General features: G+C 61.3%; 24 protein-coding genes, 1 pseudogene and 1 riboswitch. Of the genes and pseudogenes, 15 read left to right on the plus strand and 10 right to left on the minus strand.

Annotated features, from left to right (window positions below):
- The 4 genes from B8991_RS15445 to B8991_RS15460 all read right to left on the minus strand — a co-directional run.
- The coding region (locus B8991_RS15445) for a transposase (RefSeq protein ID WP_235866653.1) at positions 1-339 on the minus strand (339 nt) is incomplete at its 3' end.
- Positions 340-487: 148 nt separating this feature from the next.
- Positions 488-1,540 carry a response regulator gene (locus tag B8991_RS15450; protein ID WP_084353845.1) on the minus strand — a complete coding sequence of 351 codons (1,053 nt, stop codon included), beginning with the start codon at positions 1,538-1,540 and terminating at the stop codon, positions 488-490.
- Entirely contained in the window at positions 1,537-3,309 is a 1,773-nt protein-coding gene (locus tag B8991_RS15455) for a sensor histidine kinase (protein ID WP_084353846.1), read from the minus strand. Before B8991_RS15455 ends, B8991_RS15450 begins: the two co-directional genes overlap by 4 nt.
- Positions 3,306-3,782 (minus strand): putative pterin-binding protein, encoded by a 477-nt coding sequence (locus B8991_RS15460; RefSeq protein WP_218673232.1) that lies wholly within the window; start codon positions 3,780-3,782, stop codon positions 3,306-3,308. Before B8991_RS15460 ends, B8991_RS15455 begins: the two co-directional genes overlap by 4 nt.
- A gap of 184 nt (positions 3,783-3,966) precedes the next feature.
- On the opposite strand from B8991_RS15460, the gene B8991_RS15465 reads away from it, so the two are divergent.
- From B8991_RS15465 to B8991_RS15485, 5 genes are all read left to right on the plus strand, one after another.
- Positions 3,967-4,335 carry a hypothetical protein gene (locus B8991_RS15465; RefSeq protein WP_143514620.1) on the plus strand — a complete coding sequence of 123 codons (369 nt, stop codon included), beginning with the start codon at positions 3,967-3,969 and terminating at the stop codon, positions 4,333-4,335.
- A 58-nt stretch (positions 4,336-4,393) separates the two neighbouring features.
- Entirely contained in the window at positions 4,394-5,350 is a 957-nt protein-coding gene (locus B8991_RS15470) for a hypothetical protein (protein ID WP_084353848.1), read from the plus strand.
- Positions 5,351-5,399: 49 nt separating this feature from the next.
- Entirely contained in the window at positions 5,400-6,506 is a 1,107-nt protein-coding gene (locus B8991_RS15475) for a hypothetical protein (RefSeq protein WP_084353849.1), read from the plus strand.
- A 75-nt stretch (positions 6,507-6,581) separates the two neighbouring features.
- Entirely contained in the window at positions 6,582-8,339 is a 1,758-nt protein-coding gene (locus B8991_RS15480; RefSeq protein ID WP_084353850.1) for a vWA domain-containing protein, read from the plus strand.
- Positions 8,339-9,112: an SH3 domain-containing protein gene (locus tag B8991_RS15485; protein WP_143514621.1), complete on the plus strand. Its 774-nt coding sequence runs from the start codon at positions 8,339-8,341 to the stop codon at positions 9,110-9,112. Before B8991_RS15480 ends, B8991_RS15485 begins: the two co-directional genes overlap by 1 nt.
- A gap of 211 nt (positions 9,113-9,323) precedes the next feature.
- On the opposite strand, the gene B8991_RS15490 is transcribed toward B8991_RS15485, so the two are convergent.
- Together B8991_RS15490 and B8991_RS15495 are read right to left on the minus strand one after the other, a co-directional pair.
- Positions 9,324-10,049 carry an SH3 domain-containing protein gene (locus B8991_RS15490; RefSeq protein WP_179141512.1) on the minus strand — a complete coding sequence of 242 codons (726 nt, stop codon included), beginning with the start codon at positions 10,047-10,049 and terminating at the stop codon, positions 9,324-9,326.
- A gap of 91 nt (positions 10,050-10,140) precedes the next feature.
- On the minus strand, positions 10,141-11,121 hold the full coding sequence (locus B8991_RS15495; RefSeq protein ID WP_084353853.1) for a hypothetical protein: 981 nt from the start codon (positions 11,119-11,121) through the stop codon (positions 10,141-10,143).
- A gap of 414 nt (positions 11,122-11,535) precedes the next feature.
- Positions 11,536-11,636: riboswitch (TPP riboswitch) on the plus strand.
- 45 nt (positions 11,637-11,681) lie between these two features.
- Here B8991_RS15495 and B8991_RS15500 point away from each other — a divergent pair.
- Genes B8991_RS15500 through B8991_RS21955 form a run of 10 tightly spaced genes read left to right on the plus strand, consistent with a single transcriptional unit; the run spans position 11,682 to position 18,288 of the window.
- Entirely contained in the window at positions 11,682-12,065 is a 384-nt protein-coding gene (locus B8991_RS15500) for a bifunctional hydroxymethylpyrimidine kinase/phosphomethylpyrimidine kinase (RefSeq protein ID WP_268876746.1), read from the plus strand.
- The gene (locus tag B8991_RS15505; RefSeq protein ID WP_084353855.1) at positions 12,062-13,039 is read left to right on the plus strand and encodes an FAD-dependent oxidoreductase; all 978 of its coding nucleotides are present in this window, start codon (positions 12,062-12,064) and stop codon (positions 13,037-13,039) included. The genes B8991_RS15500 and B8991_RS15505 overlap by 4 nt, the downstream gene beginning before the upstream one ends.
- A complete protein-coding gene (gene thiS / locus B8991_RS15510; RefSeq protein ID WP_084353856.1) occupies positions 13,023-13,217 on the plus strand; it encodes a sulfur carrier protein ThiS in 195 nt (64 codons plus the stop codon). Before B8991_RS15505 ends, thiS begins: the two co-directional genes overlap by 17 nt.
- 1 nt (position 13,218) lies before the next feature.
- Positions 13,219-13,989: a thiazole synthase gene (locus B8991_RS15515; protein WP_084353857.1), complete on the plus strand. Its 771-nt coding sequence runs from the start codon at positions 13,219-13,221 to the stop codon at positions 13,987-13,989.
- Positions 13,986-14,582, plus strand: a complete 597-nt coding sequence (locus B8991_RS15520) for a thiamine phosphate synthase (RefSeq protein WP_084353858.1) — start codon at positions 13,986-13,988, stop codon at positions 14,580-14,582. Before B8991_RS15515 ends, B8991_RS15520 begins: the two co-directional genes overlap by 4 nt.
- Positions 14,579-15,562 (plus strand): HesA/MoeB/ThiF family protein, encoded by a 984-nt coding sequence (locus tag B8991_RS15525; protein ID WP_084353859.1) that lies wholly within the window; start codon positions 14,579-14,581, stop codon positions 15,560-15,562. The genes B8991_RS15520 and B8991_RS15525 overlap by 4 nt, the downstream gene beginning before the upstream one ends.
- Positions 15,559-16,494 (plus strand): ABC transporter substrate-binding protein, encoded by a 936-nt coding sequence (locus B8991_RS15530; RefSeq protein ID WP_084353860.1) that lies wholly within the window; start codon positions 15,559-15,561, stop codon positions 16,492-16,494. The genes B8991_RS15525 and B8991_RS15530 overlap by 4 nt, the downstream gene beginning before the upstream one ends.
- Positions 16,491-16,838: a hypothetical protein gene (locus tag B8991_RS15535; protein ID WP_084353861.1), complete on the plus strand. Its 348-nt coding sequence runs from the start codon at positions 16,491-16,493 to the stop codon at positions 16,836-16,838. The genes B8991_RS15530 and B8991_RS15535 overlap by 4 nt, the downstream gene beginning before the upstream one ends.
- A complete protein-coding gene (locus tag B8991_RS15540; RefSeq protein WP_084353862.1) occupies positions 16,835-17,560 on the plus strand; it encodes an ABC transporter ATP-binding protein in 726 nt (241 codons plus the stop codon). The genes B8991_RS15535 and B8991_RS15540 overlap by 4 nt, the downstream gene beginning before the upstream one ends.
- A 38-nt stretch (positions 17,561-17,598) precedes the next feature.
- Complete coding sequence (locus B8991_RS21955) at positions 17,599-18,288, plus strand: ABC transporter permease (protein ID WP_235866655.1); 690 nt, start codon at positions 17,599-17,601, stop codon at positions 18,286-18,288.
- A gap of 15 nt (positions 18,289-18,303) precedes the next feature.
- On the opposite strand, the pseudogene B8991_RS21960 reads toward B8991_RS21955, so the two are convergent.
- From B8991_RS21960 to nadA, 4 genes and pseudogenes are all read right to left on the minus strand, one after another.
- Positions 18,304-18,423, minus strand: a pseudogene (locus tag B8991_RS21960) (pantoate--beta-alanine ligase); the annotation flags it as partial.
- A gap of 100 nt (positions 18,424-18,523) precedes the next feature.
- Entirely contained in the window at positions 18,524-19,372 is an 849-nt protein-coding gene (nadC, locus tag B8991_RS15555; RefSeq protein WP_084353864.1) for a carboxylating nicotinate-nucleotide diphosphorylase, read from the minus strand.
- The gene (locus B8991_RS15560) at positions 19,369-20,934 is read right to left on the minus strand and encodes an L-aspartate oxidase (RefSeq protein ID WP_084353865.1); all 1,566 of its coding nucleotides are present in this window, start codon (positions 20,932-20,934) and stop codon (positions 19,369-19,371) included. The genes nadC and B8991_RS15560 overlap by 4 nt, the downstream gene beginning before the upstream one ends.
- Before the next feature lie 4 nt (positions 20,935-20,938).
- Positions 20,939-21,991, minus strand: a complete 1,053-nt coding sequence (gene nadA / locus B8991_RS15565) for a quinolinate synthase NadA (RefSeq protein WP_084353866.1) — start codon at positions 21,989-21,991, stop codon at positions 20,939-20,941.
- Positions 21,992-22,060 lie beyond the last annotated feature (69 nt).

A 22,060-nucleotide genomic window follows, 5' to 3' on the forward strand; every position in this document is an offset into this window, starting at 1 on the left:
CGTAGGTTCAAATCCTACTCCCGCAACCAACTCAAGCGAAGACGCACTTTCTTCAAGGCCCGCCAACTCGGCGGGCTTTGCTTTTTTGAGCATTTTCTTCATTGCAGCCGCGTCGAGCATCTGCTCAGCCAACAACTTCTTCAGCTTGGCGTTCTCGTCTTCAAGCGTCTTCAGCCGTTTGGCGTCCGACACCGTCATCCCGCTAAACTTCGCCTTCCAGGCATAAAAGGTGCCTTCCGACATCCCGTGCTTGCGGCACAGATCAGCGCACTTCGCTCCGGCCTCATGCTCCGTCAGGATACCGATGATCTGTTCTTCGCTGTATCGCGTTCGCTTCATTGTCCGTCCCTTCGTTGGGTCGGACTCTAATTCCAAATGGAGGAAAAATCCCGTGGCAGCTCAGACATCACGTCCGTCCGACTTTGGGTGCGCTTTTTGTCAACATGACCTAGGTTTGATGGGGCAGTGACCCGGCACAGTAAATACCCTACTCTGATCGGATCATCATCGGACCAGCAAGGATCAACGCAATCAGGTCGGCCTGGCGATTTGTGCCGGTTTTTTGAAAAAGGTTTCGCAGGTGGAACGACAAGGTCGTTTGCGTCACGCCCAATTCCTTTGCTACATCGGCAGAGCGGTTTCCGCGGGCTAAAGACCCGGCGACTCGCGCTTCGGTTGGTGTCAGATCGAAAATCTCCATGAGCAATGCTTCTGGAATCCGCCTTTTCTGATCTGGCGTAGAAATGAACAGCGCAACATGCGGGGTGCCTTTGTTGGCCTTGCCGGATTGGGGCAGGCTGCACACGACGACCGAAATCACGCCGGTTTCCCCTGATTGCTGCAAATTAATGCCAACAACATTCTCTTTTCCGCTTTTTGCCAACCCCACAGCATCACCAATAGCGCGCTTCAAGTCTCTGTTTGATAGCGGATCAGTCGAAAAAAATCCGTCTTGATCGAGCTCGATGGTATCGGTGGTGGCAACCATGCGCTTGGCGGCGTGATTGCAGTGGACGGGTTTCGCGGTCCCATCCAGCAACACTGCTCCGAGGGCGATAAGGTTGAGGGCCGCCTCCGCACCGGTGCTGGACAGGCTGGCAAGTGCTTCACGCAAGGCGGTAATTTCGCTCTCGTGTTGATTTCGAATACGATCAACCTGACGCACCCGCGCGGCGATGGTCGCCAGCATCAGGTCATAGTCGACGGGCTTGACCAGATAATCGTCGGCACCCAGAAGCTTTCCTCTGATCATCTCAGAGGGTTCGGACATCGCGGTCAGGAAGACGAAAGGCACTGCGAACAATTCTGGCCGCATGCTCCGGATTTCGTGCAGCACACCGTAGCCGTCCAGACCCGGCATCGTTATATCGCAAAGCAACAGATCAGGTGAAGCACTTGCCAGCAGATCCAATGCTTCGTCGCCCGAGCACGCGGCGAGGGTGCGATATCCGGCTTCCTGCAATTCCTCGACTATGTCATTTCGCAATGCCCTTTCGTCTTCGACGACAAGGATCAGCGCCCGGTCTGCCGTGCGGCTCATGTCTGGCCTTTCTTGAAGCGGAGCAGTGTCATGCGAAACGTCACGCCGGCGACATCGGGTTGCAAAGTGACATCGCCCCCCTGCAATCGTGCCAATGCGCGTGCCATGAACAGACCAATCCCGGTACCAACGACACCGACGCTATTCGCGCCGCGATAGTTGCGATCAAAAATCTGGGTCCGCTCATTTTCGGGAATAGTATGGCCGGTATTGGACACATCACAAAACAGCCACTGCGCATCTGCGTGCAGAACAACGGATACAGCGGTTTCCGACGCTGCATACTTGATGCCGTTCGACAGAAGGTTTTCCAAGATGTGTTCGGCATGGGCCGGATCGCAGAACGCGGCAACCGATCCTGATACATCGAACCGCAGGTCAATCTTGGACGTGGGCGTCGTTTCACGCTGTCGAGCGCAGACCGTCCGGATGATTTCGCCAAGGTCACATTCTACCCGGCGCGCGCCCATTTGGCCTGCATCAAGACGTGCTGCATCCAGTGTGCTTTCCACCAACCGCGTGAGACCGGCAATGGCGTTTCTCGCGCGGCCCGCGCGTTCAACCACCTCATCCGGTTTCGCATGTAGACCCCTGCGAATGAGACGTTGCAAGGCGGAATCCGCGACTGCGAGAGGCGTGCGGAATTGATGCGAGATCATGGCGGCAAAGTTCCGGTAAATTTCACCAGCCGACCGTTCCCGAAGCAACGCGTCGTCCAATTCACGGGTGCGCTCGGCCACTAGGTACTCCAATCGATCACGGTCTTGCGCATCTTTCTGGTGAACCGCATATCGATCAGAGGCATCATTAATGAACAGGATCGCTCCGAGGATATCTTCTTCGTTACGCATTGGGAAAAACCGCAGATCCACATAGAGCGGCTCGTCTGCATCCTTGCGAAAAAGCGGCTGAAGCATATGTCGCGAGGTTTCACCTTTCAGCGCGCTCTTGATCCCCTCACGCACCGGAGTTGTGTCGAAAAAGCCGGCGATCCTGTCTAACGGTTGATTGACTGCGTCTTCGCCGCTCGTTTCCAGCAATTGTGTCATTGCGCTATTCCACATGGTGCATCGCGTGGATTGATCTACAGCCAAGATGCCTTCGCCGCTGGACGAAACAAGTAGTGCCGAAAAATCCCTTTCGCGCCGCAACATGCGGTTGCGCTGACGCGTTTGGCGCAGCGCCAAAACAAGTATCACCGCCAGAATGCCGCCAGCCATCATGATCCCGATCAGCGAGGCTATAATCTGGCGCAACTGGTCGCGATAGGTCTCTAGCCGCCCGCCCAACTCGTCCCATTCAGCTATCATCGCAGCATTTGCTGCCCGCCCGAAAAGGCGTGGAAACGGTGCCAATTCTACGCGCAGCGGCGCACCGTCACCGGGCGCAAACTCCGCGATCATTGGTGCAATTGAAGCAAGAGTCCCGGACAGGTGATCCAGATCGTCGCTAAAGCCGGTATGTTCAAGAAACCGGCGCTGTGGCCCGTCATTGAGCAAGGCAAACCGGCTGACGAGAAGATCGAAACGCAGGGAAAGATCGTCGCGCGTGGCTTCTCCCAGATCTGCCAGTGCCACGGTCTCGGATAGGCGAAGTGCGGCGACTTCGCTTTGGTGCAGCACCCATAGCATGTTCTGCTCTGCGTCCACGCGCATGTCCTTCTCGATCTCGAACATCCGGATCAAGGAAAAGGTCAACAGCATCGCAAAAACCACAAAGGCCGCAAGTGGCAGGATCAGTCTGAGTGTGGGATTTTGAGAATACGTCATTGCACGTCGAGTTGATAGAGCTGCCAGACCCAGCGATAATCAAAGCGAATATCCTGCAAGGCACGGTGGTCATCGCGCGGATAAACAATCCAGAACGGCCCTTTATCGGCGCGGCGTAGTGCCTTTCCGTCCATGTGCGTGGCGACGATCACGTCGTAGTCGTAGAAATCATTCATCGGGATCTCCACTGAGTAATCGTTCAGCGCGACTGCAGTGACGCTGGTACCTGTTGCGCCCAGGTGGTCCAGAAGATCGCGCATCAGGAACCCGGTGAAGCTGTGCGTGCCGTCGGTGATGACCGTCGATGTGTTGATCGTGACCGCCGAAAGGTCGTCCAGGGCTGCGCGATCCAAGGTAACGGGTGCTTTGGCGAACTGTCCTGTCACGTGCAAGGATAGCGCGGGTTGATCCGCGGATGTGGCAATACTGGCCAGCATCAAGCCACAGGCCAAAGCGGCGACTTTGATGAACATTGTGGCATTCTCCCATTGTCCGGTTGCTTGATCAGTGGTCTTCGCGTGCCGGTGCAAGCATTTTACGATAGAATTTATTTGTCGTCCCCCTCTGAACGAACGGGGCACGACCCGGACAGACCGTGCAAGATTAAAGTGAAACCTTGCAACTTGCGAGCGCACCAAACATGGCCGGAGTAGACCTATGCTGAACATCGTCCCACATTTCAGGATTGTTGGAGTCGCTGGGTTTGTTTTGCTGTCGAGTTGCGGCACACCAGAATACCGAACTGAAAAAAGTCATTGTGAAGCGGAGTGGATGCTTAAGATTCCGCCGGTCTATCGACAAGAGATTGTCACCAAATACCGCAACGAAGAACGACCGACCGGCGAAACGGTCTGCGAATCAACCGGGACAACTACCAATTGCAAGCCGGTCTTGAAGACGGTTTCGGTTCCCTACACGGCGGTAGAAACCGTCGATATCAAGAAATCGCAACGCGGCCCGCAGATATCATCCTGCACCGCGCGGGCGTGCGTGACAAAATACGGCAATAACAAGTGCGAGGGGTAATCCCAGCGCACGAAACAGTTTTTTAGGCAGGCAATGTAGCTTTACTCGGGAGAGGGAAATGTGGGATTTTAGTATTGGTGGTGCGCTTAGAATGATGGTGCGCACGATGCCGTTTATCCTGTTGCGCATGGCGGTCTATTTCGGGATTTCGCTGGGTTATATTCTGATAACCGGAGTCGGTGCCGGTGTCGGCTGGGGTGTCGGTGGGTTTGGCGACGAAGAGTTTCGCGCCACGACAACAATGTGGGGCGGTTTTGCGGGCTTTGGAATTTTTGGCGTCTTTATGTATTGGGCGCGCGAATATATTCTTTACATCGTCAAGGCCGGACACATTGCTGTTTTGATTGAATTGATCGACGGCAAGCCGATGCCAGATGGCCGCAGTCAGATCAGCCATGCAACAGCCGTGGTCAAAGAGCGGTTTCCGCAGGCCAGCGTGTTGTTCGCTGTCGATCAATTGATCAAAGGCGTTGTGCGCACCATTTCGGGATTGGTGCGCGGCATCTTGACCATTCTGCCGATCCCCGGCGCGCAACAGATTGGCGGCCTTATATCCGCGTTCTTGCGCGTCGCTGTCGGGTTCGTTGACGAAGTGATCCTTGCCTACGCCATCCGCACGAATTCGACAAATGCATGGGGGTCCGCGAAAGTGGCGCTCGTGCTCTATGCGCAGAACTACAAACCGATGCTTAAAAATGCTGCATGGCTGGCAATTATCGTCTACGGCCTGAGCTTTATCGTGTTCCTTCTCATGCTCGCGCCAGCGGCGCTGGTGGTCTACCTGATGCCCGGCGCATGGGCGGCAGGCGGCGTGGTATTCGCGCTGCTGTTCGCATGGAGCGTGAAAGCGGCACTGCTAGAACCTTTTGCCATCACCTGTATGATGCAGGTCTATTTCCAGTCAATTGAAGGTCAGCAACCGAACCCTGAATGGGAAGCCAAGCTGGAGCAGATGTCAGGTAAATTCCGCAAGCTGAAGGATCGCGCGTTTGGCGTAGATGCAGCGGCAACATGATAAATATCACAGGATTTGACGTCCATAACGTTGCTAAGGGAGGTGCGGAATGAATAATTCCACACGGATATCACTGGCGCTCGCATTTGTTGCGATGTTACCGCAGGCAGCCGTGGCGAACATTGTTTGCGAGGGCACCTATGAATTCTTCAACGGCAAGGACACGATTAACGCAATTCCCGGTGAAGCCCCAGAAAATGGTGCGCGGGCGGCAGAGCTTTACAACGCCAACCGCGGTGCCTGGCTGGGTCACTTCATGGGCAAACCCAAAAGCGAAGGCCTGCACGAGGTCGAGGTCAGCCAGTGCGGCCGCCAGTTCCTCCTGACCCAAGGGTCGAAAAAGATGCTGTTCCTGCAATCGATCCTGGATGAAACGCTGTATGTGGCGCAGGATATCGGCACGAACGAGGCGGAATTGACGCTGCGCGTCGTCGATCATCGGATCATGGTCGGTTCAGTCAAGGGGAAATCCCACGGCTTTGCCTTCAACATGCCCGTGGCGATGGAGCCGCGCGATGTCACCGTGCCTGATATGAAGGGCTGTTTTGACGACCCGGTGCCCGAGGGCAAAGAGGTGGTCGGCGACCGGTTGATCGTGGACCCCGCCATGCGTGACGAAGTGATCGACATTGTCGCGGAAAAACTGGGCGTGCCACGCGCGCAGGCCGAGCGATATATCTCGGCCCCTCGCTTTGAGAAGAAAACCCGCCAATCCGATACTGGCGTGACCGAAATCCTGCCGGGCGAACCGAACTGCCCGATCGAACTGGCCGGGGTGAAAAACTGTTATGTCCACCCATCTGACACAACGAACACCGTGAATGCCTTTGTGTTGCTTGATGAGGACGGGCGCCTGTTGCCCGTCACGATGGAAGGGGCGACATCGAACCGGCCGCGTGTTTATGATCCGGGCGTCGATGATCTCTGCGCGCCGAAAGCGACCGTGCCACCGGCGGATCAATTCTTGCAGTTCATGTTCATGCCGTACGAGGACACTGGCCACAACGACGTTCAGGCCATTCTAGGAGATGCAAGGACAGGTCTTTACAAAAAAACGCATCGATCTGACGGCAAATCCAAGGGGCGACGCGGGCGGGAGGAAGCCGCCGATGAGGCCTATCAGGCCGTCGGCGCGCCGGTCACGGGGTTGCATTAATCACTTCGCGTTCGACACAAAGCCCGGCACGAAACCACGCAATACAAAAGAGTACCTTCAGCAAGGAATGAGCGCATGAAACAGATCGTATCGAGAATTGCGGCGATGGCGATGACGGCCTGCGTTGCCGCGGCCGCCGGTCCCGCGATAGCGCAAGAGGACGTGGTGATCGTCTATGATGCATCCGGGTCGATGTGGGGTCAGATCGACGGTACCAGCAAGATCGAGATCGCGCGGGATGTCCTGGGCGATCTGGTGACGGATTGGGATGACAACACCAATCTGGGTCTTGTTGCTTATGGTCACCGCGCGGAAGGTGACTGCACTGATATCGAAACAATGGTCGCCCCGGGCCCGCTTGACCGCGCAGCCTTTATCGCCAAGGTCAACGCAATTAATCCCGTAGGTAAAACGCCGATTTCCGCCTCTGTCAGCCATGCCGCCGACCTTTTGTCCTACCGTGACAATCCGGCGACGGTGGTCCTGATTTCTGACGGGGTGGAAACCTGCAACGCCGATCCCTGCGCATTGTCCGCGCAGCTTGCAAAGCAAGGCGTCGCGTTTACCGTTCATGTGGTGGGCTTTGATCTGGATGACGCGGCCAACGCCAGTCTGTCCTGCATTGCCGAAAATACCGGCGGCGTTTTTCTGCCCGCCAGCAATGCAGCCGAATTGACCGACGCCTTGGCGCAAGTCCAAAGCGCCATGGTCCTGAAGCCGGTGACACCCGAACCCGTCGCAGAGGAACCCGCGCTGCCTGAAGTCACGCTAACCGGTCCGCAACAGGTCACGACCGGAGCGGTGTTTGATGTTGCGTGGAGCAAAACCATCAACGCGCGCGACTATATCACCATTGTGCCGATGGGGTCGGATCCGGGCACTTCTACGGATTACATCCGCGCGAAAACCGACACTGCGGGCAAACTGACCGCACCGGCGGAAACGGGCCTTTACGAGCTGCGCTACGTTCTTGACACCGGGGCTGTGACACTGGCCAGCGCACCGATCGAAGTCGTCGAGGCAGAGGTCACCGTAAGCGGTCCGGAACAGGTCACGACCGGAGCGGTGTTTGATGTTGCGTGGAGCAAAACCATCAACGCGCGCGACTATATCACCATTGTGCCGATGGGGTCGGATCCGGGCACCTCTACGGATTATATCCGCGCCAAAACCGACACTGCGGGCAAACTGACCGCACCGGCGGAAACGGGCCTTTACGAGCTGCGCTACGTTCTTGACACTGGGGCTGTGACACTGGCCAGCGCACCCATCGAAGTCGTCGAGGCAGAGGTCGGTATTTCCGGCCCAGGGTTAGTGCGTGCGGGGACTGAAATTGACGTTACCTGGTCAAGCAACGTCAACGCGCGTGATTTCATCACCATCGTGCCGATGGGGGCGGATGAAGGCAGCTACGCTGATTATATTCGCGTGAATTCGGTAACGCAGGGCAAATTGACAGCACCTGACACCACAGGCTTGTATGAATTGCGCTATGTGCTTGATAAGGGCGCGCGCACGTTGGCAAGCGCTCCCCTAGAAGTCGTTGGTGCCGACGCGCCGTTAGACAATGGGGCTGGGCTGAGTGTGCCAGCGACGGCTGCGCCGGGTGAAACGATCACGGTGACATGGACTTTGCAAAGCGACAGCGCCGATCAGCGTATTGCACTGGCACGCAAGGACCAGCCGGATTTCAGTTGGATTTCGGTGCAATCAATCGGTGACGTGGCTTCCATGCAGGTCACACTGCCCGATGAGGCCAGTCTCTATGAAATCCGGTTTCTGGATGTCTCGGGTGGCGCGCTTTTGGGCCGGTCCGTTGTGGAGGTAAAATGATGTTCTGCAAAATATTAAGCAGTGTCACTCTGGTGCTGAGTTTTGCAGCCACTGCGGCATTTGCGCAGATCGACGGCCACGGACCGGACAGTTGGAAGGTGACCGGCGTTGCCGAAAATGACGTGTTGAACGCCAGGATGGGGCCGGGAACCATGTATCCGGTAATCGAGACCTTCGCACCCGATACGCGCGCGTTGGAACAGCTCACCTGCGTACCTTATTACACATTGCGCCATTATAGTGCGATGACCGAGGCACAAATCAGCGCATTACCGCAGCGCTGGTGCCTGATGCGCGACAGCGACATGACGCGCGCAGGCTGGGTCGCCGGACAGTTTATCAAGCCAGACGGCGAGGATACGACCATTCCATCTTTGGACATGATGAAAAAAACCGGCGACCCGCTGCTAGATGAGGCACAGGCGCTGGTGCGCGAGTTGTATATCGTTTTTGAAATGGGCGGAGAGCCGGGCGACAATCCGTTCTTTCCACCGACAGCCGCGCGGTACTTCTTTGCTGACATGGTGCCTGACCTTTCGGGTCACGGCAGTGACGTGCTCTACGATGCGCAGGACTTTCAGGGTCAGGTGACGCGGATCGCACCCGATGATGAACAACCAATGTTTCGGGGTATGATCACGATCAATGTCGATTTCACCAATTTCGGACAGCAAAGCCGTGCGGCATTCAGTTTGCGCGCGGATACATCCCAACCCGGCGCACCGTTCCGGATTTTCCGTGTCGAGCATGGGGATTGGAGCTTTCCACAATGACATTTTTAAAGACCGGATGTGCAGCCGGTGACGCAAAGTCAGATGGTAACCGGGGACGTCCGGAATCTGAACTATGCTATCCGGCAACATCAGGCCATTTCAGCGGTGTTCCGGATGATATTCGCGCAAAACCTATAGCGGATCAGGCCCGAACCGGGAGGGATGCTATCGTTCAGTCCGCTGCAAAGTGCTTATTCAACGGCTGGATCTGCTAATCCCTCACACAAGAAAAGCTCACGAGATGGGCGGAGACGATCTTGTCTCTTTCCGACCGCACCGGAAAGCTCACACGCACCGATTGTCCCAGTCGGTCGTTATGCGCAATGCTGTGCCTCTCAAACGCGAGAAGGCGTTGTGACCCATGTCCCTTGTCCGTGCGGTAGGAAATCGCCCCGCGACAGGCAATGAAGACGTGGTCACTGCGGTTCGGATCAAACTCTTGCTGCGACAGTCGCACACGAACGCTGGCAACACATTTTCTTATGCCGCTGTTACCGAACAGCGCCGGGCGGCAGTCGAAATCCAGCTTGCTGACCCGCAGCGGCGCAACGGGCCGGTGGGTCTGGTTTTGGTGCTCCGGTCTGGTTCGATGGTGACCCCGAAATATCGGGCGTTTTCTTTCGGTGCCAGTCCTTGCACCTTGCCCTAGAAAACGCGCCGCGACCCAACCATCCGCAGCATGCCCTTCAGCGCCTTGAACGAAAACTCTCGCCCAGCCGTCGCGACGGTCAAGGATGCTGACAGAGGTTCCATAGGGCAGGGCGCGCAATACGGAAGATCTCGTATCCGGTGCGGTTCGCAGATTCAGCGCGTCGGCCTGAACATGGGCGTAGCTGCCGACCTCTTGCGCAGAGGCTACGCCACCGTCAAAGCTCAGACATGTCAGTAGCGCGAGCAATGCGAAGAAGGCTCTTCCCGTAATAAATTTACCTGTCATTTTCGCGCCCCCATTATCTGATCCAACCTTCCGGCGCTTGGCGTTAACTGTGTCCAATCTGGCAAGCTCACAAGTGATCGGGCACATATCTTCATATCGACACCGAAGCAGTTGGCATCTCGTCGGCGTCCAGATCAAGGTATCCTTCAAGGCCCGCGCGCATTTCGGGTGCCAGATCTTCGGGATGCATGATGCGGGTATAGAACAGTGTGAAATAGACAACCTTGATCGCGGTCACGACACGCGCGAACAACGTGTGCAGCAGGACACTGACAGAGACTACAACAAAGACCGGCAGCCAGTTAAAGACGGTGTCCGGACCGATCGGGCCCAGTTGCGGCATGTTGCGAGAAATTTCGGAAAGCGCCCCGGCCGAAAAGGCATCCGGCATACCGCCACCAAAGAAAAGGCCAAGAGCAACCCCCGCAAGGCCGCCGAAGACATAGAGCGGCTTCATCAGCGAGCCGATCACGCCGCCCATGATGTCGATTCCGAACACACCAGCCAGGGTTTCGGGCACATGATCCTTCAATCGTTTCATTTTGATAACCCCGTCGCCCAGGCTCAGCCGGTCGATCGCGAAAGCCGGTAGCAGGAAGTGGTTTACCAGATCCCATACTTCGACGATGCCGCCCAGTAACATCGCCATCAGGCCGCCTTCCTTGTTTTTGCGGCTGGCCACCCAGACGGCGGCCATGTCCAGCAGGCCAAGGGTGCGGACCTGAGAGCCGAGGCCGGTAATTTCGCGTCGTGCTTCACGCCGGGTGGGCGTGCCACCGGTGGCGGTGCCATATGTCAGGCGGCTGAGCGTCAGTTCGGCGCGGTTGTAAAAAAAGAACTTGTAGATAAACATCACAGCCCCTCCGAGCAGGAACCATGTGCTGTTGCCGTTCTCGTAAACAGCAAGAACAAGCCCGGCGAAGAACAGGCCGGTCATCACCACAGCATAGACCCACATGACAATCAGCGGCCCCAACAACGCGCGATTTCGCCCGACAATGGTGAAAGTGTGCCGGACGAGAAAGCCCAGTTGTGCAAAGCGGGCCTTGAGGTCTGGTTTCGTGAAATCCATGGTTTTCTATCCCCTAATTCTGCTGTTCTAGTCGCCCGCCGATGCAGGAACGGGTTCAACGCGCCTTACCGTCACTCAGCCGGCCGACCGTAACGTCGTCTTCGACCCAAGGTTGTCAAAGTCGGGCTGGTTACGCCCCGTCTGTTCGCAGGGGAAAAGGAAAATATCTTAAATTTAAAAGGGCTGCCCATTAGTTGCGGGCTCGATTGTCTCAAATCCCAGAAAGCGTTGCGTCATGGGTGCCGGGCAGGAGAATACGCGGAGCCACACTTGACGGTGAGATTTCTCGCGTCGGCTCTATGAAGTTGCGCGGTGCTGTTGCGCGCCCCTCCGCGCAGGCGGTCGTTCCGGCGTCCGGGGAAATGTCCACCCACGCGCGGCTTGAACCTCGGCACGGCGACTGCTACCTCATAGGCGAATCCGTTGGGGTGTTCCGTGAGGGACTGAGAGGCGCGAGCCAACCCATCGAACCTGATCCGGACAATACCGGCGGAGGGAACGGAGCACGAGCAGGCTGCGGGGCAACCTCCGCCCGCCTTTTCTCCCTCCTCCCGTCGTCGGTGGAGGAAGAAATGACACCACAGGTCATCAAGATCGGCATGCTTTTCTCGCCCGAGATCGTTGCCGTCCCTGCCGAAGCGGACGCTGATTACAGCGGTCCCGTGATGCGCGATCCGGTGCTGGTCGCAAAGTCGGTCGATGCGCTGCTCGCCGCTTCCGGCACCATCGCGTTGGAGCAGTCAAGGGTCACCACCTGGAATACCCATGACACCGGATGCAGCCTATCCTCGGCCATTACCGCCGAACTGGCAAAAGGCGCGCCGTTGGAAGGCCCGGCCGGGCGTGCGCAGGTCTGGCTGCACGGCGCGATCTGCGCGGCTGATGACCGGGCTATTGGCGGCGGCCACGGCCCGGTCCACCATTTTCACGGATACTGGCCATGACGCGGGCCACCGTCATCGGCGCTGGCGTCGCAGGGCTCTGCGTGGCCACCGAACTGGTCGCCCGAGGCTGCGCGGTCACTGTCTTCGATCCTGTGTTGCAGCCCGGACCACACCATTGTTCATGGTGGGCGGGCGGCATGCTTGCGCCATTCTGCGAAGGCGAAACGGCAGAAGAGCCGGTGGTTCGGCTGGGTCAGCAGGCGGCTCGCTGGTGGGAACGGCAGGGCGTGGGTGTCACGCAGCGCGGCACCGTCGTCGTGGCCCTTAATCGCGACCGTCGCGAACTCGACCGTTTCGCCCGCCGCATTGAGGGCCACACCCTGCTTGACGGTTCCGCCCTTGCAGCACTGGAGCCGGACCTCTCAGACCGCTTCGACCGGGCGCTGCACGTCACCGCCGAGGCTCACCTTGACCCGCGCGCCGCCCTGCGCCACCTTCGAACGCGGCTTGAGCGCGACGGTGTCACCTTCATCGCAGAGCCGGGCCGTGCCGATGGCCTGACCTTCGACTGCCGTGGTCACGCGGAGCGTGACGCGCTTCCCGATCTGCGCGGCGTTAAAGGCGAAATGGTTGTGCTGCGTGCGCCCGACATCCGCCTGACCCGCCCGGTTCGTCTGCTCCACCCGCGCTTTCCGCTTTATGTTGTGCCCCGTGCCGATGGTCATTTCATGCTGGGCGCGACACAGATCGAAAGCGACGATCGCCGCCGGCGTGTTCGGTCTGTGCTGGAACTGCTCTCGGCCGCCTACGCGCTGCATCCCGCCTTTGGCGAGGCCGAACTGGTCGAGATCGGTGCCGATGCACGTCCGGCCTTTCCCGATAACCTGCCGCGCCTTGTCCGGCGCGGCGAGACGATCCATGTCAATGGCCTGTTCCGCCACGGTTTCCTGCTCGCGCCTGCGCTTGCACGGATGGCGACTGAACTGGCCTTCGACCACAGCAAACCGGAGTTTTATTATGCAGATCACGGTTAACGGAACCGCAACCGAGGTGCAGGCGCAAACCCTCGCCGATGCGCTGGACGAACTGGGCTATCGCGATGCCAAGGTCGCCACCGCCGTCAACGAAAGTTTCGTTCCGGCGACGGCGCGCGACGCCCCCCTTTCCCCTGGCGACCGGATCGAGATCGTCGCCCCGCGGCAGGGAGGCTGAGATGCTGCTTTACGGTACCGAGATCAATTCGCGGCTGATGCTGGGTACGGCGCAATACCCGTCGCCGGCGGTTCTGGCCGAGGCCTTCCGCTGCTCGGGTGCCGGTATCGCCACCGTCTCTGTGCGACGTGAGGCGGGCGGCGATCGCGCCGGCGCGGCATTCTGGGATTTGATCCGCGACCTCGATGTGACACTCCTGCCCAACACCGCAGGCTGCCACTCGGTCCGCGAGGCGGTGACCACGGCGCAGATGGCCCGCGAGCTGTTCGACACACCCTGGATCAAACTCGAGGTGATCGGCCATGCGGACACCCTTCAGCCCGACCCCTTCGGACTGGTGGAGGCCGCGCGCATTCTGACCGATGAGGGTTTCAAGGTTTTTCCTTATACCACCGAGGACGTGGTTCTTGCCGACCGGCTGCTACAGGCGGGTTGCGAGGTGCTCATGCCATGGGGCGCACCCATCGGCACCGGGCTGGGGCTGACCAACATCTATGGCCTGCGCACCCTGCGCGCCCAGTTTCCCGACGTGCCCATGGTGGTGGATGCGGGCCTCGGTCTGCCGAGCCAGGCCGCCATGGCGATGGAGTTGGGCTATGACGCGGTGCTGCTCAACACCGCCGTCGCCAAAGCGGGCGACCCGGCGAGGATGGCGGAAGGTTTCGCCCGCGCGGTCGAGGCCGGGCGGCTCGCCTACGAGGCAGACCCGATGGAGCCACGCGACATGGCGGCCCCTTCGACCCCCGTCATCGGCAGGGCGTTCCTGACATGAGCCTACACCGCTTTTATCCGATCTTTGACAACGCCGGCTGGCTGCACCGCACGCTTCCGCTGGGCGTGAAGCTGGTGCAGCTTCGTATCAAGGATATGGACGTGGCCGACCTTTGGAACGCCATCACCCAAGCGAAATCGCTCTGCCGCGCGCATTCCGCGTCGCTGGTGATCAACGACCATTGGCAGATCGCCATCGACGCAGGCTGCGAGTGGGTGCATCTCGGGCAGGAAGATCTCGATACTGCGGATCTTCCGGCCATTCGCCGTGCTGGCCTCAGGCTGGGTATCAGCACCCACGACCACGCCGAACTTGACCGTGCCCTGTCAATGTCGCCTGACTATGTTGCGCTGGGCCCGGTCTATCCGACGATCCTGAAAAAGATGAAATGGCACCAGCAGGGGCTTGAGCGTGTCACCGAATGGAAGCGCGCCATTGGCGACCTGCCCCTTGTCGCCATCGGCGGCATGCGCGTCGAGCGAACAGCGGACGTCTTTGCCGCCGGTGCCGATGTCGTGTCAGTGGTCACCGATATCACCCTCAGTGACGATCCGGAGACCCGCGTTCGTGCCTGGATCGAGGCGACGCGATGAGCCGCTATGCCCGCCAGATCGCAGTGCCCGAACTTGGGCCTTTGGGCCACGCCCGCCTGCGCCGGGCGCATGTGCTGGTCATCGGCGCGGGCGGGCTTGCTGCCCCGGTGCTGCAATACCTCGGCGGGGCTGGCGTAGGCCGCATTCGGTTGGTGGATCCGGACCGGGTTGAGGCGACGAACCTGCATCGCCAGACGTTGTTCCGCGAGTCTGATATCGGCGTCGCAAAGTCCAAGGCCGCCGCTGCGGCGATCACCGCGCTCAACCCCGATTGCAGGGTCGAGGCGGTCGTGGCGGCGCTTGATCCTGCCAACGTCGGCGCACTCTGCGACAGTACCGATCTTGTGCTTGATTGCGCCGACAGCTTCGCGGCAAGTTACATCCTGTCCGACGCCTGCCACGCTGCGGGCCGCCCGCTGGTCAGCGCCTCGGTGGTTGGGCTCGACGGTTATGCCGGGGCCTTCTGCGGCGGCGCGCCCAGCCTGCGCGCCGTGTTTCCCGACCTGCCGCAAAGGCTCGGCTCGTGCGCCGAGGATGGCGTTCTGGGGCCGGTCGTGGGTGTGATCGGCGCGCTGCAGGCGCAGATGGCTCTCGCATTACTCGCAGGGCTCGATCCTTCGCCCCTCGGGCAGCTTTTCACCTTCGACGGGCGCAGCCTTAGATCGGGCGGGTTTCGCTTTGCCGATACGCCCGAACCCGAGCGCGGCCCCCGTTTCCTCGCGCCTTCCGCGATCACTGCCGCTGACTTTCTCGTCGACCTGCGGGCCGAGGACGAGGCCCCCCTGATGCGGCCCTTCGCCCGCCGTCTTCCCGCCACCGCTTTCGGCCCCGGAGGCCCCATTCCCGCCACCGGACAACGCGCCGTGCTCTGTTGTCGCTCGGGCCAGCGCGCCTGGACGGCCGCTGAAAGGCTTGGGGCGGTCTGGGACGGAAACATATTTCTCGTCGCCCTCGGCGACCCAACCGGAGACATCCCATGAAACCCATGCTGACAGCCCTCGCCCTTGTTCTGGCGACACCCGCCGCCGCGCAGGACGAGATGACCGTTATGCTCGACTGGTTCGTGAACCCCGACCACGGGCCGATCATCATTGCAGAGGAACTCGGTTATTTCGCTGAAGCAGACCTGGCGGTCGAAGTGATCGCCCCGGCCGACCCTTCCGATCCGCCCAAGATGGCTGCCGCAGGTGCGGTCGACCTTGCAATTTCCTACCAGCCGCAACTGCACCTTCAGGTGGCAGAAGGCATGCCGTTGGTGCGCGTCGGAACGCTGGTCGCCACACCGCTCAACTGCCTGCTCGTGCTGGATGACGGACCTGTCGCGCAGATCGCGGATCTCGAAGGTCGCAAAGTGGGTTTCTCTGTCGCCGGCGTCGAGGAGGCGCTGCTTTCGGCCATGCTGGGCGAGTCCGCGCTTGGCACCGGCGATATCGAGTTGGTCAACGTCAACTGGTCGCTGTCGCCCGCGCTGATGTCGGGGCAGGTCGATGCGGTGATCGGGGCTTTTCGCAACTTTGAGCTGAACCAGATGGAGATCGAGGACGTCGCCGGCCGGTGCTTCTACCCCGAGGAACACGGCGTGCCGACCTATGACGAACTGATCTACATCGCCAACCCCCAGACGATGGATGCGGGAATGATCCGGCGTTTCCTCGGGGCAATGGAAAAGGCCACGCAGTACATAGTGAACCACCCGCGGGAGAGCTGGGAGGTGTTCGCGGCCACCTCAACCGAGCTTCAGGACGAGCTGAACAAGAAGGCATGGGCCGATACGATCCCGCGCTTTGCGTTGCGTCCCGAGGCACTGGACGCCGGCCGCTACGCGCGGTTCGAGAACTTCCTGCATCAGGCCGGGCTGATCGAGGGCACGCGCCCCGTCACCGCGCTGGCCGTCGACCTGGGGGCAGAATGAGCTACGGCACGGCATTGCGTCTTTGGCGCGACGCCGCCGGTACAGCGTGGAACGATCATACCCACCACGCCTTGGTTGAACAGATGGCCGATGGTCCGCTGCGACGCGCGGCATACCTGTTTCTTGTCCATTTCCCTTGTGCCTGGACCCTGGCGGTGACCAAGGCCAAGACGCTGGATGAGATGCACGCCTGCCGCGAGGGTGGCGCGTTGATCGACTTGACGGTCGCGCGCCGCCTCGGCCCCACAACGGAAACCAGCCCGCGCTGGCGCCGGCTATGCACGCGCTTACAGACAGCCACGCGGCTGGAGGTCGATTCCTGGGCCATGGGTCTTTCGGGATGAGCAGCGCGCCTGCGCTTCAATTGGCCGGGCGTGTCACGATCGGTGGCACCGCGATCTTCGGCCCCCTGTCGCTGGAGGTTCCGGCGGGGCGGTGGACCTGTCTGCTCGGTCCCTCCGGTGTGGGCAAGTCCACGCTTTTGCGCCTGTTTGCGAGCCTTGGGGACAAGGTCGACTTTGAGGGCACCTTTGGCGCAAGCGATGGTGTGTCGCTGGCAGGTCGCGTGGCGTTGATGGCGCAGAGCGACCTGTTGATGCCATGGCTTGACGTGACCGCCAATGTCACTCTCGGCGCACGGTTGCGAGGCACGCAGCAGCCGCGTGAAAGGGCGCTCGACATATTGGCGCGCGTTGGCCTTGCGGATCACGGCACCAAACGCCCTGACGCCCTTTCCGGCGGACAGCGGCAGCGGGTGGCGCTTGCCCGGACCCTGATGGAAGACCGGCCTGTCATATTGCTGGATGAACCCTTTTCGGCGCTTGATGCGCAGACACGCGCCCGAATGCAGGACCTTTCGGCCGAACTGCTGGCCGGTCGCACCGTGTTGCATGTGACCCATGACGCCGCCGAGGCCGCGCGTCTGGGTGAGACGGTTTTGCTGATGACCCGCGAGGGGATCACCCCGGTCGAATCACCGCCCGCCAGCGTGCCGCGCCCCTATGATGCGGCTGAGACCCTTGCCTTTCAGGGTCAGTTGCTGCGGCAACTTATGGAGACAGTGTGAAAAGGGTCCTGCACTTCGCCAGCGTCGCGCTTCTGGGTATGTTGGTTTGGCAGGCCGTCGTCACGTTTGCCGAACTGCCGCGCTTCATTCTGCCCGGACCCATGTTGGTCTTTTCCACGCTCTGGACCAGCCGGATGCTGATCGCCGAACATGCGGTAGTGACCATCACCGAGGTGCTGATTGGTCTTGGCCTCGGGGCGACCTTGGGCTTTGCCTCGGCGATCCTTCTTGTCGCTTCGCCGCTTGCGCGCACTCTGCTCCGTCCGATGCTCGTCTTCAGCCAGGCCATCCCCGTGTTCGCGCTGGCACCGATGCTGACGCTGTGGCTGGGTTATGGGCTCTGGTCGAAGGTCGCGATGGCGCTGCTGATCATCTATTTCCCCGTGACATCGGCCTTTTTCGACGCGCTGATGCGCACACCCGTCGCCTGGGTGGAACTTGCCCGCGTCATGAACGCCACACCCGCGCGTATCCTGTGGTGCGTCCGCGTTCCAGCGGCCATGCCCGGCTTTGCCTCGGGGCTTCGGCTGGCGGCGGTCTATGCGCCTATCGGTGCCATCATAGGCGAATGGGTCGGGGCATCGCGGGGGCTTGGCTATTTGATGCTGCTGGCGAACGGCCGCGCGAAGATCGACCTGATGTTCGCCGCGCTGATTGTCCTGGCCGTGCTGACGCTGGTTCTTCACGCGTTGGTCGATGCGGTCTGTCGACGGATATGGGGAGGGTGATTTTTCGGTGACTTCGGCCAGACGGTGAACCACCAGAATTTTCTGGAGGTGCTTTTCGCAAAAGAAGGCTTGGACCGCATCAGCTTGCAGCAGTAGCTTGGTCACCACGGTCGCCACGCCGTCGAAATGACCGGGCGTATCGCGCCGCGAAGACCATCACCAACGCCGGTCAGTATTTGCGCGTGCATCGCAATTTATTACGATTTGCGGCGCAGGAAGGTCATTTTTGGCCCTCTCAGAAATCCAGGCCCAGATCCAGCGTCTGCGCCGAATGCGTCAGCGCCCCGGAGGAGATGTAGTCGACACCCGTCGCCGCGACCTCGGCGATTCGGTCCAGCCTCATGTTGCCCGAGGCCTCCAGAACCACGCGCCCGGCCGCCAGCGCAACCGCCTTGCGCAGGGTCGGCGTGTCCATGTTGTCCAGCAGCACGACGTCGGCTCCGCCCTCGTCCAGCACCTCGGCCAGCTGGTCCAGCCGGTCGACCTCGATCTCGCAGCGGATCATGTGCGAGGCCTGCGCCTTGACCGCGCGCAGAACCGGCCGGATGCCGCCCGCCGCCGCGATGTGATTGTCCTTGATCAGGATCGCATCCGACAATGAGAAACGGTGGTTGAACCCGCTGCCATGCAGCACCGCCTGCTTCTCGACCAGCCGCAGGCCGGGCGTCGTCTTTCGGGTGCAGGTCACACGCGTCTCGGTCCCAGAGGTCTGCGCCACGAAGGCCGCTGTCATCGTCGCGATGCCAGACAGCCGCCCGGCAAAGTTCAGCGCGACCCGTTCACCCGAGAGGATTGACGCCGCCGCTCCCTCGATCTCCATCAGCAGGTCACCCGGCCGGATCTCGTCCCCGTCGGCCTTGTGCGCGGTGACAACCAGCGCCGGGTCGACCAGCCGGAAGGTCAGCGCCGCCACCTGAAGCCCCGAGACGATCCCCGCCTCGCGCGCGTTCAGCCGTGCGGTGTAGCGCGTCGTTGCCGGGATGACCGTGCGGGTCGTGATGTCGCCATAGGTGCCCAGATCCTCAAGCAACGCGGCGCGGACCAGCGGTTCCAGGATCAGGTCGGGCAAGGGGGCGGCAGTCATGCGGGTTCCTTTCGGGCCTGGGCGCGGATCTCCTGCGCCTGCGCGAGGGTGAAGAAGGATCTCTCGCCGGTCGCGCCCTGCACATCGGGATGGTCCGAGCGGAAATGCGCGCCCCGGCTCTCTTTCCGGGCCAGCGCGGCGGCGGCGATCAGCGTGGCGGTTGCGGTCATGTTCAGCAGGGCGTCACAGTCGGGCTGCGCCGCTGCGATCGTGGCGATCGTGTCCAGCGTGCGCCGCAAGCCAGCGGCGGTGCGGATCACGCCCGCTCCGTCGGTCATCGCTTGCCGCAGCCGGGCGACCAGCGCCGGATCGGGTGCTTGGGCCGGGGCAAGATCGGGCAGCTCGACCGGCGCGACATCACCCGCGCCCAGCCCCTTGCCAATCGCATCCGCACAGCGCCGCCCGTAGACCAGCGCCTCGAGCAGCCCGTTCGAGGCCAGCCGGTTCGCGCCATGCAGCCCGGTCGAGGCAACCTCGCCGCAGGCCCAGAGGCCGGGCAGGGTGCTCGCCCCCCCGGCATCCGTCGCGATGCCGCCCATGTGGTAATGCGCGGCGGCGGCGACCGGGATCGGCTGCGCCACCGGATCGAGGCCCGAGGCCCGGCAGGCTGCGGCCACGGCCGGAAACTCGGTCAGGATCCGCGCGCCAAGGGCCGCCCGCGTGTCCAGCGCCGGGGCAAGACCGGCCTGCGTCTGGGCAAAGACCGCGCGGGCAACGATGTCGCGCGGTGCCAGCTCGGCATCCGGATGTGCCGCCAGCATGAACCGCTCGCCCCGGCTGTTGATCAGCGTGGCGCCTTCGCCGCGCAGCGCCTCGGTCGCCAGCGGCGCTGGGTCCAGGCCATTGGCGATGGCCGTCGGATGGAACTGCACAAACTCCGCATCGGAGATGACCGCCCCGGCCCGCGCCGCCATGCCCAGCACCTGCCCGCAGATGCGCGGTGGATTGGTCGTCTGCGAAAACAGACTGCCCGACCCGCCGCCCGCCAGCAGCACCGCCGCACCGCGCAGAGCGACCGATTGCGTCAGACCGTCGGCGCAGCGCGCGACCCGGGCCCCGTACACGCGGCCGCCCTCGATCACCAACCCGGTGGCCATCACGCCTTCCAGCACCTGCACATGCGGCGCGGCGCGGACCTGCGCGGTCAGTGCCTGCATGATCTCGGACCCCGCCTGATCGCCGCGCACGCGCACGACACGGGCAAAGCTGTGCGCCGCCTCGCGCGACAGGACATAGCCGCCGTCCGCGGTCCGGTCAAAGGGCGTGCCCAGCCCGGTCAGGTCGAGGATATGCGCCCGCGCCTCGGCCGTGACGGCCTCTGCAACCTGCACGTCCACGGTCCCCGCCCCTGCTCGCACGGTATCGCGGGCATGCGCCTCGGCGCTGTCGGAGGGGTCCATCGCCGCCGCAACGCCGCCCTGCGCCCAGGCCGACGACGCCCCGGAGCCGAGAGGTTCGGGCGAAATCATCAGGACCGGATGCGGGGCCAGGCGCAGCGCAGCATATTGCGCCGCCAGCCCGGCCCCGACGATGATGGCGCGGGGCGTGTCGATCGCTGCCATGGGCCTAACCGTTCAGGCGCGCCGATAGGTCAATCATCCGCTGCACGGCGACACGGGCCTTGGCGGCCACCGCGGGGTCGACCTCGACCGCGCCTTCCATCGTGTGCAGCGACCAGAGCACCTTCTCGAGCGTGATCTTCTTCATGTAGGGGCACATGTTGCAGGGCCCGACGAAATCGACATCCGGCAGCGCGTCCGAGATGTTCGAGGCCATCGAGCATTCCGTCACGAGCATCGCCTTCTCGGGCCGTTCGGTCGTGACATAGTCGATGATTCCGCTGGTCGAGCCCGAAAAATCTGCCTCGGCGACCACGTCGGGCGGGCATTCGGGGTGGGCGATGATGCGGGTGCCGGGGTTCCAGTCGCGGAACTCGCGCAGGTCCTTCGCGGTGTACTGCTCATGCACGATGCACGATCCTTCCCACCAGACGATCTGCTTCTCCGGCACTTGGCTTGCGATGTTCTGCGCCAGATACTTGTCCGGGGTCATTATGACCGTGTCGCTCTCCATTGCGCGGACGATCTGGACGGCATTGGACGAGGTGCAGCAGATGTCAGAGGCCGCCTTCACCTCGGCCGTGGTGTTCACATAGGTGACCACTGGCGCGCCGGGATATTTCGCACGCATCTCGGCGATCCCCGCGGCGGTGATGCTTTCGGCCAGTGAACAGCCTGCGGCCATGTCGGGGATCAGCACCGTCTTGGCCGGGTTCAGGATCTTTGATGTCTCGGCCATGAAATGCACGCCGCACTGGACGATCACATCCGCTTCGACCTTGGTCGCCTCGATCGCCAGTTGCAGGCTGTCGCCCACCACGTCCGCGATCCCGTGATAGATTTCGGGCGTCATGTAATTATGGGCCAGGATCACCGCGTTCCGCTCGGCCTTCAGCTTCCTGATCGCAGCGACATAGGGCGCGAAGATCGCCCAGTCGGGCGGAGACATGACGCGCTCCATGCGGGCATAGATCCCGGACATCTCGGCGGCGAGGTCCGGGGAGGGGGCGAGATCATAATGATCGGCGAGTTCGGCGCGCAGCGCGATCTGGTCGAGCAAGGTGAGGATTCCTCAGGTTATTGCGTGTCGCCGGAGAGGGCGTGGCCGCACGCGGAAGGCGCGGGCTGA

Source organism: Primorskyibacter flagellatus (assembly GCF_900176485.1).
Classification (GTDB): domain Bacteria; phylum Pseudomonadota; class Alphaproteobacteria; order Rhodobacterales; family Rhodobacteraceae; genus Primorskyibacter; species Primorskyibacter flagellatus.

Excerpts from the sequence above, each read along its gene's own strand:
- B8991_RS15450 (WP_084353845.1), bottom strand. The coding sequence starts at position 1,540 with ATGAGCCGCACGGCAGACCGGGCGCTGATCCTTGTCGTCGAAGACGAA.
- B8991_RS15455 (WP_084353846.1), bottom strand. The coding sequence starts at position 3,309 with ATGACGTATTCTCAAAATCCCACACTCAGACTGATCCTGCCACTTGCG.
- B8991_RS15460 (WP_218673232.1), bottom strand. The coding sequence starts at position 3,782 with ATGTTCATCAAAGTCGCCGCTTTGGCCTGTGGCTTGATGCTGGCCAGT.
- B8991_RS15465 (WP_143514620.1), top strand. The coding sequence starts at position 3,967 with ATGCTGAACATCGTCCCACATTTCAGGATTGTTGGAGTCGCTGGGTTT.
- B8991_RS15470 (WP_084353848.1), top strand. The coding sequence starts at position 4,394 with ATGTGGGATTTTAGTATTGGTGGTGCGCTTAGAATGATGGTGCGCACG.
- B8991_RS15475 (WP_084353849.1), top strand. The coding sequence starts at position 5,400 with ATGAATAATTCCACACGGATATCACTGGCGCTCGCATTTGTTGCGATG.
- B8991_RS15480 (WP_084353850.1), top strand. The coding sequence starts at position 6,582 with ATGAAACAGATCGTATCGAGAATTGCGGCGATGGCGATGACGGCCTGC.
- B8991_RS15485 (WP_143514621.1), top strand. The coding sequence starts at position 8,339 with ATGTTCTGCAAAATATTAAGCAGTGTCACTCTGGTGCTGAGTTTTGCA.
- B8991_RS15490 (WP_179141512.1), bottom strand. The coding sequence starts at position 10,049 with ATGACAGGTAAATTTATTACGGGAAGAGCCTTCTTCGCATTGCTCGCG.
- B8991_RS15495 (WP_084353853.1), bottom strand. The coding sequence starts at position 11,121 with ATGGATTTCACGAAACCAGACCTCAAGGCCCGCTTTGCACAACTGGGC.
- B8991_RS15505 (WP_084353855.1), top strand. The coding sequence starts at position 12,062 with ATGACGCGGGCCACCGTCATCGGCGCTGGCGTCGCAGGGCTCTGCGTG.
- thiS (WP_084353856.1), top strand. The coding sequence starts at position 13,023 with ATGCAGATCACGGTTAACGGAACCGCAACCGAGGTGCAGGCGCAAACC.
- B8991_RS15515 (WP_084353857.1), top strand. The coding sequence starts at position 13,219 with ATGCTGCTTTACGGTACCGAGATCAATTCGCGGCTGATGCTGGGTACG.
- B8991_RS15520 (WP_084353858.1), top strand. The coding sequence starts at position 13,986 with ATGAGCCTACACCGCTTTTATCCGATCTTTGACAACGCCGGCTGGCTG.
- B8991_RS15525 (WP_084353859.1), top strand. The coding sequence starts at position 14,579 with ATGAGCCGCTATGCCCGCCAGATCGCAGTGCCCGAACTTGGGCCTTTG.
- B8991_RS15530 (WP_084353860.1), top strand. The coding sequence starts at position 15,559 with ATGAAACCCATGCTGACAGCCCTCGCCCTTGTTCTGGCGACACCCGCC.
- B8991_RS15535 (WP_084353861.1), top strand. The coding sequence starts at position 16,491 with ATGAGCTACGGCACGGCATTGCGTCTTTGGCGCGACGCCGCCGGTACA.
- B8991_RS15540 (WP_084353862.1), top strand. The coding sequence starts at position 16,835 with ATGAGCAGCGCGCCTGCGCTTCAATTGGCCGGGCGTGTCACGATCGGT.
- B8991_RS21955 (WP_235866655.1), top strand. The coding sequence starts at position 17,599 with ATGTTGGTTTGGCAGGCCGTCGTCACGTTTGCCGAACTGCCGCGCTTC.
- nadC (WP_084353864.1), bottom strand. The coding sequence starts at position 19,372 with ATGACTGCCGCCCCCTTGCCCGACCTGATCCTGGAACCGCTGGTCCGC.
- B8991_RS15560 (WP_084353865.1), bottom strand. The coding sequence starts at position 20,934 with ATGGCAGCGATCGACACGCCCCGCGCCATCATCGTCGGGGCCGGGCTG.